This is a genomic window from Enterococcus sp. DIV1298c (assembly GCF_017316315.1).
In the GTDB taxonomy this organism is placed as follows: Bacteria; Bacillota; Bacilli; order Lactobacillales; family Enterococcaceae; genus Enterococcus_B; species Enterococcus_B mangumiae.
In genome coordinates, this window is record NZ_JAFLWG010000066.1 from 1 (window position 1) to 15,072 (window position 15,072).

13 protein-coding genes are annotated in these 15,072 nt (G+C 35.7%); 5 read left to right on the top strand and 8 right to left on the bottom strand.

Annotated elements, in window-relative coordinates:
* Positions 1-94: 94 nt before the first annotated feature.
* The 5 genes from JZO83_RS14540 to JZO83_RS13195 form a co-directional block, all read right to left on the bottom strand.
* Positions 95-1,045: a helix-turn-helix transcriptional regulator gene (locus JZO83_RS14540; protein WP_207116046.1), complete on the bottom strand. Its 951-nt coding sequence runs from the start codon at positions 1,043-1,045 to the stop codon at positions 95-97.
* A gap of 561 nt (positions 1,046-1,606) precedes the next feature.
* A complete protein-coding gene (locus JZO83_RS13180; protein ID WP_207116047.1) occupies positions 1,607-3,121 on the bottom strand; it encodes a hypothetical protein in 1,515 nt (504 codons plus the stop codon).
* The gene (locus tag JZO83_RS13185; protein WP_207116048.1) at positions 3,105-4,364 is read right to left on the bottom strand and encodes an ATP-binding cassette domain-containing protein; all 1,260 of its coding nucleotides are present in this window, start codon (positions 4,362-4,364) and stop codon (positions 3,105-3,107) included. Before JZO83_RS13185 ends, JZO83_RS13180 begins: the two co-directional genes overlap by 17 nt.
* A gap of 22 nt (positions 4,365-4,386) precedes the next feature.
* Positions 4,387-6,219, bottom strand: coding sequence for an ABC transporter ATP-binding protein (locus JZO83_RS13190; protein ID WP_207116049.1), 1,833 nt, complete (start codon positions 6,217-6,219; stop codon positions 4,387-4,389).
* Positions 6,200-7,942 (bottom strand): ABC transporter ATP-binding protein, encoded by a 1,743-nt coding sequence (locus JZO83_RS13195; RefSeq protein ID WP_207116050.1) that lies wholly within the window; start codon positions 7,940-7,942, stop codon positions 6,200-6,202. Before JZO83_RS13195 ends, JZO83_RS13190 begins: the two co-directional genes overlap by 20 nt.
* Positions 7,943-8,358: 416 nt before the next feature.
* Here JZO83_RS13195 and JZO83_RS13200 point away from each other — a divergent pair, with 416 nt between their 5' ends.
* A complete protein-coding gene (locus JZO83_RS13200; RefSeq protein WP_206855534.1) occupies positions 8,359-9,012 on the top strand; it encodes a hypothetical protein in 654 nt (217 codons plus the stop codon).
* Positions 9,013-9,191: 179 nt separating this feature from the next.
* On the opposite strand, the gene ssb is transcribed toward JZO83_RS13200, so the two are convergent.
* The 3 genes from ssb to JZO83_RS13215 are packed head-to-tail and all read right to left on the bottom strand — an operon-like array spanning position 9,192 to position 11,182.
* The gene (gene ssb / locus JZO83_RS13205) at positions 9,192-9,674 is read right to left on the bottom strand and encodes a single-stranded DNA-binding protein (RefSeq protein WP_206855533.1); all 483 of its coding nucleotides are present in this window, start codon (positions 9,672-9,674) and stop codon (positions 9,192-9,194) included.
* A gap of 44 nt (positions 9,675-9,718) precedes the next feature.
* Entirely contained in the window at positions 9,719-10,576 is an 858-nt protein-coding gene (locus tag JZO83_RS13210; protein ID WP_206855531.1) for a nucleotidyl transferase AbiEii/AbiGii toxin family protein, read from the bottom strand.
* A gap of 12 nt (positions 10,577-10,588) precedes the next feature.
* Positions 10,589-11,182, bottom strand: coding sequence for a type IV toxin-antitoxin system AbiEi family antitoxin domain-containing protein (locus JZO83_RS13215; protein ID WP_206855529.1), 594 nt, complete (start codon positions 11,180-11,182; stop codon positions 10,589-10,591).
* 673 nt (positions 11,183-11,855) lie between these two features.
* Between JZO83_RS13215 and JZO83_RS13220 the strand changes: the two genes are divergently transcribed.
* The 4 genes from JZO83_RS13220 (at position 11,856) to JZO83_RS13235 (ending at position 15,069) form a co-directional block, all read left to right on the top strand.
* Entirely contained in the window at positions 11,856-12,329 is a 474-nt protein-coding gene (locus tag JZO83_RS13220) for a YbaK/EbsC family protein (protein ID WP_206855527.1), read from the top strand.
* 2 nt (positions 12,330-12,331) lie between these two features.
* On the top strand, positions 12,332-12,784 hold the full coding sequence (locus tag JZO83_RS13225) for a MarR family transcriptional regulator (RefSeq protein WP_206855524.1): 453 nt from the start codon (positions 12,332-12,334) through the stop codon (positions 12,782-12,784).
* A 482-nt stretch (positions 12,785-13,266) separates the two neighbouring features.
* Positions 13,267-13,941, top strand: coding sequence for an ABC transporter ATP-binding protein (locus JZO83_RS13230; protein ID WP_206855521.1), 675 nt, complete (start codon positions 13,267-13,269; stop codon positions 13,939-13,941).
* 3 nt (positions 13,942-13,944) lie between these two features.
* Positions 13,945-15,069: an ABC transporter permease gene (locus tag JZO83_RS13235; protein WP_207116051.1), complete on the top strand. Its 1,125-nt coding sequence runs from the start codon at positions 13,945-13,947 to the stop codon at positions 15,067-15,069.
* Positions 15,070-15,072: the final 3 nt, after the last annotated feature.

The following is a 15,072-nucleotide window of genomic DNA, read 5'->3' on the forward strand; positions in this document are numbered from 1 at the left end:
ATAAGACGGAATCCACAAAAATTTAAAAAGTAATTTTCGTATATTCCGTCTTATTTCTCGAGGCTGCCCCGTATTGTCCCGTCCTACTAGTGTTTTAATACTTAATTAAATCCTCAAACAACGGATCAATAATGATGACCGTCACAAATCCAAGAACTGTAAGAACTTTCTTTAATTCTGAGTAGTCATGTGCGATTTTTGATAAACCTAGAGTTTCTAAGGTTGTTAAGGTACGATCCATCAATTGAATAGCTTGTTCCTCCTCTTGATTTAATAGTGCTAAACAGCCTTCATAAAATGGCAAAAGAACCGCCTGTTCAATATGCTCATCTTTAATGACACGGCTTTTCCAAAGAGAGAATAGCTTGGTTGCATAGTCCACTTCACCAAATAAACAAAAAACGGAAAAGATCGTAATGAATGTTTGATACAAGATATCTTTATTACCTGGGACTTTTTCAAATCGTTCACTTTTATCATTCGCCATCTTTACATACTTCCATAGAACTTCAGGTTCCAAAGACACAGCAATGCGAGAAAACAATTTTAATTCATACACGCCCCATGTCGTCGTATCAGCCAAATATTGTTTCGCCGAGTCTAAAAGATGGCTGTGCATCAAGCTAGCCTCATGCATCGGGACTCCCTTGAAATAAGATTTTTTCGTTTCATAATTGAACCGGATTATTTGCAAAAAATGATCCAGTTCCAAGGAATAATTTTCGTGATAATATGCTAGTAATTCTTCGTAGTTTTCTTGTAGTTTTTCTAATTCCTTTAATGAAGCCACATTAGTAGCGCGCATATATTTGCTAATGGCTACATGTACTGGTGAATAAGGACTTTCAGAATGCAATACAATAAATTCTTCAAACTTCACCTCAAGCTTTGACAACAAAAGGTGGAATCTTTCACAAGACATTGATAGTCGCCCATTTTCAAATTGAGATAACAATGATATTGAAAGTTGCTCATCCACTAATTCCTTTTGTAACATGCCTTTCGCTTTGCGTATCTCTTTGATTGTTTTTCCATAACTTTTCACTTAAACACCCTCTTATAATATTTTAATATAATGCTCACCTTATTTTCATTATATTCTATTCATATTATAAAGTTAATAGGCAGATACAATTAATTTGACTAATCTCAGATTAATCATTACTCAGATGTTCGTGCAATAACTACCACTTTCCAGCCATATATAAAAATACATTCGTTGCTTTTCAGCCACCTTCAACAAAATCACCTTTCTATTGACACCCGAATAATTGAATTCATAAGTGAAGACTTTTACCGCTTTGTTCTCTTCTAATATTCGGATATCCGTAGCGAAATACTTTTCATTGCTGATTTCTTGTCAAGCTGATTCAAAGTAATTTGTGATGCCATATATTTGTTTACTGATTGACTACTGGCTAGCCAAGACTAACTGACATAATGCGGATATACGCTTTCCTAGATATTTTACGTAAAATTCATAAAAAAATAAGCAATCATCTACAAAATCAACTTTTGTAAATGACAGCTTACTTTCAAATAATTGAATCGCTACAAAGCATTTAATAAAATAACGTAAAGTTCTCTAACCATAGATTTCTGTGTACTACTCACTCTCCGCCATCGCAGAAACGAATGTTCCTGGTAAAGCATAGCGACGATGGATTCTTTCATTATCACTTAGCAAGTAAGTAATATAAATATGCTCTCCACCATTTTCGATAAAGCGTTCACCATTCCCAGTGATGGATTGCCAAAAAGCTTCCTGCATATTTTTTCGATGCTCACGTTCATCCGAGCGTATATCGCGACGTTCGTTTCTTGATAAATCTCTCCAATCACGTCCTGTAACCGAGCGAGTACCAATGATTTGATGATGCAAGTTGATCGTATCTTGGATCATTTGATCATCTGTTGAAAAGTCATTGCCTTTCATCTGACCCTCATGACTGACATAGATTCCTTCCACTTGAGATACTGCCGGCACATGATTCGTATAGGTACGTACACCGAAATTCGTCACTAACAGCATCACACCATATAAACTAAGAACGATGCCCATCATCGGCATCAACCATTTCACTTCAGTAATCACATTGAATCTTTTTTTCACAATCATTTGGGCAATCACAAAAGTAAAAGAAAAGCCAATCACAAAACCGTAATACATAAACCAGCGACCGCTAAAGAAATCCATTAAATACGCACCCATAGCAAGCATTCCTGCTACTGACAACAAGAAAATCAGCAGATGTTTAAAGTTAGTGAAAACAATTGGTTCTTCCGTTTTTTCCACTTTCCGTTGCGTAAAACTAAGATACGCTAAAAATAGGATAACTAGCGTCATACTGATGTAAATCAGTAAAAAGATCGGTTGAGCATTCTGCCCAAAACTCCAAAACCATGCGATCGGATTGCTATAAGTGAAGATCACTTGACTGTCTAAAGCATTTATTGGTACATAGCCAAACACATACATCGCAGCGATTGTTTGGATCAAGCGATGAATCAGTGTTGGAATAAATGGGAAAATCGCAAACAAAAGACTGGCAATCACCCAATTTCCACTCACTGTTACCGCAAGGAGAAAAAGTGAAAAATAAAAAGTAACGATGATCAGGCTGCGTAAAAAGAACATCGCAACTACTGAAAAAGTATTGATCACTTCGCCACTGACGATCCCCCTTGAAAATAACGCAGTCGGAAATTCCAAGACATCTACTGAACCAGAATAACGAACACGAATCAACAGCAATGCACTCATCGCTAACAATGGAAGAACCATAACAAGCCAACCACTTAGTGCGGAAGTCCAGAACAATTGTGTTTTGTTATCCGAAAAAGACGAATAGACGCTCATTGCTTTTGAATCAAATAAATGTGAAAACAGAAGTAATATAACGACAACGGGGATCATGATCATTGAAACCAACATGACTGGTTGCCTCATCGCCAAAAGATCGATCATTCTTTGCGCTCGGACAACTGAATCGGCTCCTCCTGTTTGTAAAAATATTGGTAATAATAAAGCTAACCCATAGCCTAAAAATGTCAAAAGCATCATTGGCCAGATACGTTTCATTTGTTCTTTCATTAACGGCGTACTAATTACGGACTTCATCCAATGCCCCCTCTGTTTCGTAGATAAAGATTTCTTCTAGTGTCATTGGTACAAGTTCATAGACCAATGGTTCAAAGCTTTCGATATGTTGAGCGATTTCTTCCTCTTTCCCGCGTACGACTAATAGATCGGTACTGCCAAGCTCTTCCATATAAAGAACCTCTAAGCCGTCATAAGGATAATGATTCATCATAAAGTCTTGTGGAAATGCTACTTGGATCTTATGGGTATTTGCCTTTAGCTCATCCAATTCTCTTTCAATGACCAATTGGCCATTTTTGATGATCCCGATCGTATCACACAAGCCATCCATTTCTCGCATATTATGCGAAGTGATCAACACCGTCATTTCTCGATTCGCTACATCTTCAATGATCATTTTCACTACTTGTTTGCGAAACAATGGATCTAACCCATCGATGGTTTCATCTAACAGCAATACATCTGGCATTGTAGAAATATCAAAAATAAAGCCCACTTGTTTTTGCATGCCTCTTGAGAATGTGTTAATTTTTTTATTTTCATTTAGTTGGAACACTGCGACCAACTCTTGGTAGCGGTCATTATTCCAAGTTTGTTGGTATTTATTTTTAAAGAAACGCTGGAGCATTTTCATTGTATAGTCGGGCAAGAAATACATCTCCTCCGGCATATAACCGATCACCTTTTGATGTGCTTTATCATAGGCTGGTAACCCATCGATCCGAGCAATCCCACTATCCGGCCGCAAAAGCCCAGCTAAGTGCCTAAGTGTGGTTGTTTTACCTGAACCATTCGTTCCTACAAGTCCATAGATCGAACCTTTTTTGACATTCATGGTCAGCCCAGCTAACGCCATCGTATCGTCCATTTTCTTTTTCAACTGTTCTACCTGGATAAATGACTTTTGTCCCATCCCGATAAGTTGCTCGATTTCTTCTTTATTACCACCATTTTCTAACAACAATTGTAGATCGGCATGGATTCGACTATACAACGTTTTTGTTGGTTCTTGATCCTTTTCTTCAGAGGACGTTCGAACAAACCATTCCGTTCCCCCCTCAGATTCAAAATAGCTCTGATTCTCTAGCTCTAAATAAGCTTTCAATACTGTATTCGGGTTAACCATCAACATCTTAGCCAACTCAGAGGTACTAGGTACCTCTGAGCCAGGGCTAAGAACCCCTGTATCGATCAAACGCTTAAAATTATCTATTAGTTGATTGTATATTGCTTTACGATTTTTAAAATCGATTTGAAACATAATCGACACCTCCGCTTAATTTCTAAGAAGCAAACTGGCTATTGTAGATTTCACTGTACATACCGCCTTTTTGCAATAACGTTTTATGATCGCCAACTTCGACGACATTCCCTTCCTTCATGACTAAAATCACATCTGCGTTTTTGATCGTTGAAAGGCGATGCGCAATCACGAAGCTGGTTTTTCCTTTCATCAGATTATCCATTGCTTTTTGGATTTCTAATTCTGTTCTCGTATCGATACTCGATGTTGCTTCATCTAATAAAAGCATTGGCGGATTGGTCAATATCGCTCGTGCAATACATAGAAGCTGTTTTTCTCCTTGAGATAAAGACGCATTCTCATCATTCATGACCGTATCGTAGCCGTTTGGCAACGTGCGGATAAAGTGATCGGCACGTGCCATTCTTGCTGCATTAACGATCTCAGACTTCGAGGCACGATGACGCCCATAGGCAATATTCTCGCTGACTGTTCCTTCAAACATCCATGAATCTTGCAGAACCATGCCAAATAGTGAACGTAAATAATGACGACTCATTTTTTTGACGTCCACACCATCGACTTTGATCGCTCCTGCATTGGTTTCATAAAAGCGCATCAATAGGTTGATCATTGTTGTTTTCCCAGCGCCAGTTGGGCCAACGATTGCCACCTTTTGTCCAGCCTTCACCTCAAAATCGACACCATCCATCAACAGTTCTTTTCCATAGCCAAATTGGACATTTTCAAAAGAAATATTTCCTTTTGGTGCTTTGATTCTTCTGTTTATTTGCGTATCTTCTTCCATTTCCTCTTCATCGATGATCTCAAACACTCGTTCCGCAGAAGCAATGGCAGATTGTAGCGAGTTGAATAAATAAGAAGCTTCAGTCAAAGGCTCTTGAGACATTTGGATATACTGGAAAAACGATAAGATTTGTCCAACCGAAATTCTTCCTCGAATAACAAAACTAGCACCTAATCCAGCAATCACCACATACCCGATTTGGTTGAATAGTCGAATGATCGGCATGATCGCAAACATAATGAATTGCGCTTTTTTATCATCTTGATACAATTGATCAATTGAATTCTTCGTTTGTCCGATGACTTCTTTCTCTAAGTTAAAGGCTTTTATTTCTACCTGCCCTGAAAAATACTCTTCAATTTTCGTATTGAATATCCCTACAGAACGTTGACGATCTGTAAAAATCTCATTACTTTTTATCCCAACGAGCATAGTGATGACTAAACCGATCACTATCGCTCCAACACCAATCAATGTCAACGTTCGATCAATGCGGATCATTAAAATCACCGAGCCAACAATGGTGATTGCCGAAGTAAACAAGCGCATGATCGCATCTCTTAAAATTTCATTCACACGCTCCAAGTCGTTGGTTACGCGGCTTAAAACTTCACCTTTTTGGTTTGTATCATAAAACTTCAACGGTACTTTTGTTAACTTTTCACTGATTTGTTCTCTTAAACTCAACACCAATTTTTGAGATACCGAAGCCATCGCATACTCTTGATAATAAGAGAAGACCGAACTTAATATATAAACCCCGATCAATAAGAGGATCGATTCAGCTAATCGACGAAAATCAATAGCAATCGCTGCTCCTTCGGTAAACGACAATTCAACACCTTCAAAAATGATATTGATGGCATCCGCAAATATATTCGGCGCCCATAGATTCAGCAAGACACCAAAGATAGCAAATAGAAAAGCGATCATCATTAGCCATTTTTGCGGCGCCAATGCTTTGATCAACCGTCCTAACGTTTTTTTACTATTTTTCGCATGATCAACGGAGATGGCTCCTCCACCATCCATCACGTCATACGTATTATTGTTCTCTGAGCTCATTTGCTAGCTCCTCCTCACTCAGCTGAGATTTTGCAATCTCGAAATATGCACCGCAATTTTCTAATAACTCTCTGTGCGTTCCTTTACCAACAACCTTACCTTCATCTAAAACAATGATTTGATCTGCCTCTTTGATTGAAGTGATCCGTTGAGCGATCACAACCATCACCGATTTCTTTGTCGCTTCCTTTAAAGAACGTCTTAATGCGGCATCTGTTTTATAATCCAATGCAGAGAAGCTATCATCAAACACATAGATCGCTGGTTTTTTCATGATCATTCGTGCAATGGACAACCTTTGTCTTTGACCGCCTGAGAAATTCTTTCCTCCTTGCACGACTGTTGATTCATATTTTTCTGGAAGTTCATTGATAAAACTTTCTGCTTGAGCAATCGTTGCTGCCTGTTTCATATCTCTTAATGAAGCATGCGGATTGCCATGTTTTAAATTTTCTGCAATCGTGCCACTGAACAAGAAGGCTTTTTGTGGCACAAACCCGATTTTGCTGCGTAATTCTTCTTGTGGTAAATCTTTGACATTCATCCCATTTAACGTGATTTTTCCACCAGAAGCCTCAAATAATCGTGGAATCAATTTCGCCACCGTACTCTTACCCGAACCAGTTCCGCCAATGATTGCCGTCGTCGTACCTTGCTCACAAACAAAGTTTAAGTTTTGTAACACTGGATTTTCTGCATCGCGATAAGAAAAGCTAACGTTTTTAAATTCTAAACGTAAATCAGCACGTCCATTCAAGTGCGCCTCACCATCAGTGATCTCAGGACGATATTCTAAAACTTCAAGAATACGATTCGCACATACCTTTGCTCTTGGCAAGTTGATTGCTGAAAAGACAGCCATCAATAAATACATCAAAATATTCATTGCATACTCAATGATCGCCATGATATCACCGATCGCCATATTCCCTGAATCTACCCTCATACCACCAAACCACATAATTGCCACAGTAGAAAGAGACATGACCAACATAACGATCGGCATCATCACTGCGAATAATCGATTGATCTTGATATTCAAATTCGCAAAATCAATAAACGAAGCATCCATCCGCTCTTTCTCAAGCTTTGTCCGATTGAACGCTCGCACTACCCGAATCCCTGACAAATACTGCCCGACGATCCCATTGATCTTATCCAAGCCAACCTGTGTTTTCTCAAAAAGCGGAAAAATCTTCAAGGTAACCCAACCAAATACAATTGTGAAGATGACAGCTGTGATCAAGATGATCAACGCCATGTAACCATCTCTTATGTAGGCCAATATCAACCCAACAATCATGACAAAAGGCGCAGGGATCATCGTCTCAAAAAACATACTGATCGTCGATTGTAACTGTTCGATATCATTCGTTGCTCGTGTAATCAACGAAGACCCGCTAAAATGCTTGAAATCCTGGTATGACAACTTTTGTGTATGTTTGAACAAACGATCGCGGATATTTTTAGAAAAAGTCGTCGCCACCTCAGCGGAGTAGTACGTGGCTAAGATCGAGAAAATACCTGTCAGTATCGCCACCCCCCACATGATTGCTCCTGTCGTTTGTACATAATCCATATCTTGCATGACAACCCCTTCATTGATGATATCAGCCGTCAATGTAGGTAAATATAAAGTTCCCAACATTTGTAGTGTGATGAATAGGAGTAACAAACCTACTTTTACTTTACTTAAATGTGCCGTTTTAAATAGTTTTAGCACTGTGATCTCTCCTTTACTTCTTTCAATCTTTTTGTTTCAACTCAAAACTCATCTTCTTTTATCTATCTCATTTCTTAAACCTCTTATCTTTCTGGTGTTATAGCACATAAATAAGTATATAGTCTCCTATAATAGGAGGGTCAACAGTTATTTGAAATATTTTTTTTCAGTGAGTAAAAGAATCTGGACGAAGAGGTTTTAGAGGTGATAACACTGTTATAAAACTAGGAAGACATGGTAGAATTTTTTTTAAGAATAAAAAAAGAACCAAAAGTAGATAACTACTTTTGATTCTCAGTTTATTATTTTAAATAAAGGGTTTTAGGTATCTATTTCAGAACACTTGAAATAAAAAATTAAACGTTATAATAAAGCGGAATTATACTATAATCTACATTTTAGGAGCTCACGGGAATATGAAAAACAAAGTAATTTTAGGGATTGTTAGCTTGTTTTTTTTATTGACATTAACAAGTTGCAAATCTGCAAGTAACACTGACAAAAACGTTACAGTAATAACTAGTACAGTAACCACTGATAATAAATCATCAGAATCATCCTCTGCCAAATCAGAACCAGAGAACGAATCATCAAATGACACTTCAACACTCCATGGACTAAACGATCCGGTCACAATCTACTTAGCCGGAAAACCAGCAGTTACGATCGAAATTCTTAATGCCAGCGCCCAACCAGATGAGGTCATTCGACAACAAGCCTACTTAGCTCAAAAATTAGACACTGTCATCAGACTTGATATTCGCATGACAAACCATTCATTTAATGATTTTAATGATGGTTCGCAGTTTTATAGAAACTTTGATTTAGTTACAGAAGATGGCATTAATGTATATCCTACGCTACAATACCAACCCAGCGGTCAGCCAGAAACGGCCCCTTTAAAATTAGGGACCACAGGCGTTGTCCAATCTTACTTTTTACTAGACGGAGATGTGAAAAATACTAACGTTCAAGAAATCAATATCGAGTACTATTACGTGCGTGATTTAGTCAACCAAAATAGTCAAGATTTTAGTTCAATAAAATTTAAGCTTCCAGTTACACATTAACTTTATCAATAAAATCTCACTTAAGTTAACAATTATAAAAATACTAAAGATCACTGGGTAAGATATTTGACGGAACATCTTACCCATTGATCTTAGTTTGTTTTAGTTGTTGACTGTAGAATGTTTTCAACTAGTTTATCGCATAAATTTTATTAAAAGCAACCACTAGATAACTTGGCTTAAAATGGTAGATCATCCTCGCTAATGTCAATTTTTTGCCCATCAAACGGATTTTGGGAAGCCTTAAACCCACTTTTGTTCGTAGTTGTCCCACGTTGTTCAAAAGTGCTTGTTCTTTGTTCAGCTTGAGATTGATTTTGATGCATACGGCTTTCTGTCGCTGCTTTACTTTCTAATAGTTGGAAGTTATCAGCCACAACTTCTGTCACATACACGCGTTGGCCTTGCTGGTTGTCATAACTTCGAGTTTGAATTCGTCCAACAACACCGATCAAACTACCTTTTTTAGCTAACGTGGCGATTGTTTCCGCTGATTTCCGCCAAATCACGCAATTGATAAAATCGGCTTCTCGATTGCCGTTTTGATTCGTGAAATTGCGGTTGACAGCTAGCGTAAAAGTGGCGACTGCGGTAGCACTAGCGGTATAACGTAAATCGGGATCTTTAGTTAATCGTCCTACTAAAGTTACATTATTGATCATCCTTCTCTCTCCAATTCCTGATTTATTTGTTGGAATCTTTTTAACTATTGTTTTCTTTCTTGATTTTCAATTTTAATCATGCTTTTCATTAGGTGATCGATTTCGTTGACTGTCTCTGTAAATGAAATAGATTTCGCAAACGTATTAACTGAGCGATATTTTTCCCATTGTTTTTCTAAATAGTCGTTTCCTCTGATTTTTTCCATTTCTCTTTCATAATAAAAGGACAAAGGTTTGGTATCTCCGCGTTTTGTGAATGTATTTCGAACACTTTTGTATAACTCTTTCGTAACAATATTTTCTAGTTTTGGAATCGTAAACAAGTCATAGTAATCTTTTGCTCTCGAATTATCTGTACCAAAACTGAACGTAGCACTTAGCTTTTCTGCAATGATTTGTTCTGTTGGATAAGCTGGGATCTCCACTTTTTTATCTTCAAACATTAATTGGTGATAGTGTGTATCTACTGCAGGATAAATAGAATCACCTGTTGTCACATCCATTTTAAATGGCACACGTACTTTTTCTAAATTAGCCACTAACTTAATCTGAAACCCAGGATAAAAATCCGCTTCTCTTGTTTCCTTCATTCCTTGAATAGAGAAAACGATCCCATCTTTCGTGGGTTTTCTAGTTAAATCATTAAGAATAATCTGCAATTTTTCTTCAGTTAATTTGCTATTTCTAAATGTCGTATCGATATCAATGGTTGTCCTTCTATCGATTCCATATTTTGATCCTAATAAAAAGCCACCCTTTAAAATAAAGTCATTTTTGTACTTTGATTCAGAAATTTGTTCAATTAAACGATCCATCATAAAATGCCGTTGCACTAACTGTGCATTCAATCCTGTACTCTTTGCTAAATTTCTGGTTTTTGCTGCAAATTGTGTTGGTGTCATTTTTTTCCTCCATCAATACAAGCTTTGCATATGGTATTTCATTTCTTTTTCTACATGTAGTTTTGTCATGTAATCTCTTAATTTACTTGGATTTCTCATTGGGTCTTGCATGTAATCTTTTAACGCTTCTAATTTCATTTCGTATTCAATTTCGTATCTCGGATTCCAAATATCACAAAGTGTACGCTCTTTATCATACATATTGATAGGATTCCCTTGAAAGGAAGTTCCCTCTACTTTTCCTAGCTCATAAAATTCTTTCTTCACAAAATGAAACTGTAACTGCTGTTCTCTTGTAATTGAACGATCCACGTTATAGCCATGGGGAAAAGTTAAATGAATGAATTTTGGCATATTCGTAGAAAGCTGGTAAATATCTAAGGTCGTTTCATGAGAAAAGATTCCTCTGGAAAATCTTTGCTGAAGCCAAAATAAATCATCTATTCCATGACCATCCTCTACATAATAACCACGATCAACTTTGATCAATTTTCTTTGATTCACCAATCTTTGTACAGTTGTTGCTGCGATTCCTAATTTTCTAGCTTCCTTCATCGATAAATTTCCATCCCGAATAGCCAGCAATTCTTTCAGTTTATCTTGCATTTACTTATCCCCCTTTGTTACAAATACACTACATCAAATATATCATGTTAGTGTATTTGTAACAAGATTGGGGTCTATTGAACGAATTCAATTTCTTTTTGAATCTGCTGTTGGATTTTCAATTACTATAGCCTTAACTTATTCACCCACACTTTCTCCTATTCTGAACGAATTTTTGCTTTTAGATCTTCGTTATTTTGTTCTTTATAAGTTGTATTTCTCATGATTATTCCTCCGTAAATGCTAATTAGTTTTGCGCTTCGTTTTTTCTTTTTTAATTAGTGGTCTTTTAAAATAACAATTGCTTCAAATTACAAATTTTTGGTCCTTCTCACTAGTTAGATTTCTCGAGAATCCTGAATGTTTCCGTCCAGCTCCATAACTGTGCGTTTCTTTTTTCCAGGATTCTTTTTAGACTAGTTTTTACTAATATACGCATTTTTCTTTCCATTTACTTCTCAATCCCCTCAAATTTAGTGCCAAAATCACCAAGCAGTTCTCAAGTGACACTCCTTGCCTCCAAAACGATAGAACGCGACTGCGTCTACTTTAGTTTCATTGCCTGATAAAACATTTATAATTTCCGGTGATATTTTTGTTGACTTTTCAACAAAGAACCTTTACTCTGGATGAAATTATAGAAAATTCAACAATTTAAATGGAGTGAGAAAATTTGATCAATCTAGAGGAAACATTTAAACATGCAAATATTGACTTTGAGTTATATCATCACCGAGCGATTTATACGAATGAGGATGCACTGGTTGTAAAAGCAGAACAAGGTTTCAATGGGACAGAGACAAAAAGTTTGTATTTAAAGAACAAACAAGACAATCACTATATCTTTTTGACGTTCACTACGAAAAGAAGTGATTTTAAAAAATTAAGTAAACTTGTAGGAAAAAGGCTTTCTGTTGTCTCCGCTGAAACGATGGAGGAAACAACTGGGCAAAAACCGGGAGCCGTCTCCCCTTTTGGCTATGAGACACAAGTGCCTGTGATAATTGATGAAGCGTTGCTTTCACATGAAAAGCTTGTGTTTGCGCCTGGTCGCCCAGATCAAACGATGGTTGTAAAAGTTGCTGATCTAGACAAAATTATTAAGACGCTTGATTTAGAAACTTATTTACTACCAATGGAGGAATAGCTATGTCTGAAATATTAAGAGAAATTGGTGTGATTTCGCGAGCATTGTCTTATATCAGCAATGTGGAATTTAAGGATATTCATCTTAATAAAGACCAATATTTGTACTTAACGAGGATCTACGAAAATCCAGGTATTATTAATGATTCTTTAGCTGAGTTAGTCAAACAAGATCGGACGACTGTTTCAAAGTCAGTGGGGAAGCTTGAGAAGGAAAAATTAATAAGAAAAGCAGTTGATCCCGACAACAAAAAAATTCGTAAGCTATATACAACAGATAAGGCAGAAGAGCTTTATAATTACTTGAAACGAGAAGAAACATATTCAGAAAAGGCCGCTTTAGCAGGATTATCCTTAGAAGAGAAAGAAATGTTGTTACAGACTTTAAGAAAAGTAAGCAAGAATGTTGATGATGAATGGCATGTTGTAAAAAATGGGGACAGACGGATTTATTAGAGGAAGAATAAAATTAGGCTAAACATAATGAATGAAACATACTTTAAAATCGTAAGCATTCAAGCAGAAGCATATCTAGCAATGACAAAAGCTCATAATGTATTAAAGAAACACTGTGTAAACATAATTAAAGTTTAGACATAAAATTATTTTTAGGCAACTATAGATAAGAGAGTAGGACAAGTATCAGATTTCTTCTGATTATTGTCCTACTCTCTTATCTATGGAAAAAAAGACATTATTCTAAGGAAAGCGAGCATAAGATTAACCCCATTATTCAGTTTCTTTCAAAGAAGCTAATAATCTATACTGTCGTTCATAATATAGACATAAAAAAATTGCGCTTTCTTATTACATTGATACAATAAGTTAAAAGGACGTATTATTTTATGAAGAGTTTTGAATCTATTATAACGAGGATCCGCCCTCGTTTTCACTACTATATGGCTCGAATAGCGGAGCGAGTCGAAAAGGAGGATTTTATGTCGGTTTTAATTGAGAATATGACTATAAAAAGAGGGAGAAAAAAAATAATTGATGGTCTAGGTTTGTCAATTATGGATGGCGAAATAGTCGCATTAGTTGCTCCAAATGGTACAGGTAAAACAACTTTATTAAACGGAATAGCACACTTATTACCAGTTACATATAGAAAACTAGAAATTAATAGCTTTTCACCTCATTCATTAAACTTTAACCGCTCGTTTTTCTATTTAGAGAGTTCCAATAATTTGTTTGAGCATTTAACTATTTTAGATCACTTATTATTGATTAAGAAAAATTGGCAGAGCAAAATTGCTATAGATGAAGTAATTAGTCTTTTAAAAATCCATAAGTATCAAACTCTTCCTATAAAAAAAATGTCTCTAGGTATGAAACAGCATGCATTATTAGCAACATATTTGATTAGTGATGCACCAGTTTTATTATTTGATGAACCTCTAAATGGTTTGGATCCTGGTAGTATAGAACTTACTAATACAATCATTCAAAATTTAGCATATAAAAAGAAAATAATTCTTTTTTCATCTCATGACATTGCTAATATTCAAGCAATCTGTAATAGAGTTCTATTTTTAAAAAACGGAAAAATAGCAAGAGATACGAAAAATATGAACGAAATATTGGCACTCTACAAACAATTATATGGAGGATAAAATATGAATGTACTTAAATTTGAATGTATAAATCTAATAAAGAATAAGATAAATTACTTACCATTTATAATTCTAACGCTCTTATTGTTGATACCTTTAATTTTTCATAGGGAAAGTCCCTGGAGTGAGGTAGATGAATTACAAGCAAATCAGTTAGCTAATGAGCAGACTATTGATGCAATAAAAGATGACGATACGGCCGTCGAAACTATAGAGGATCTAAAAATCGCGAACAAAAATATGGAAGCAGTAATCTCAGCGTTACAGTCACAAGACTCAAACAAGATTGTCGAAAGCAAATATACTTTTGAAAAAAAGAACTTGGAAGATATGTTATCCGGCAAATTAGTTGGAATACCTATTATTGAACAAAAAAAAGTCGTTTCTAAATTAGAATATTTACATAAAAATCGTTATCCGCTTGTTTCCTTAGAAAGTACTAAGATACTTCCTTTAGCAAATTATTACGAACTTATTTTTTCTGGTGCAATCCCCAGTATCTTATATCTCTCAATTTCTGCCATCCTTATTGCAACAATCACTTCGTATGAGAAAAGAAAACAATACATTGCTTTAATTAATATACTGCCTAAAAAACCAGTTTCTAAAAATATGGCACGTCTTTTTTCTTATTTTCTATTTTCTTTATTGAGTGTTCTCTTACCTTTAGTAATGGTCTCTTTGATTGTTGCTATAAAAAATGGTATAGGTAACTTTGATTATCCAATCGCAACTATCATTAATAATGATGTAACTATATTACCCATATCCACCTTTTTCTATCAAAATATCATTTTTATTATTTTGTGGATTTTACTTTTGGTTTTAATTAGTTTCTTTTTATCTATATTCACGGGTAATTATTTGGTTAATGTGGGTGGTGTTTTGCTGTTTCTTTTAGTTACAAATTACAATATTTCACCGGAAGGAACAAATCAAAATAATTTAATACAATATTTCCCAACATCTTATGTTGATTTTCAACAAGTAATTTTAGGTGGAACAGGATTTGAACCATTAAAATCAGTAAATATAACTTTTATCAATGGAGTTGGGACACTTGTTACTGTTAATCTATTTCTGATGCTAATAACTGTTTTCATTTTGATTAAGAAAAAACACTATTAGAAC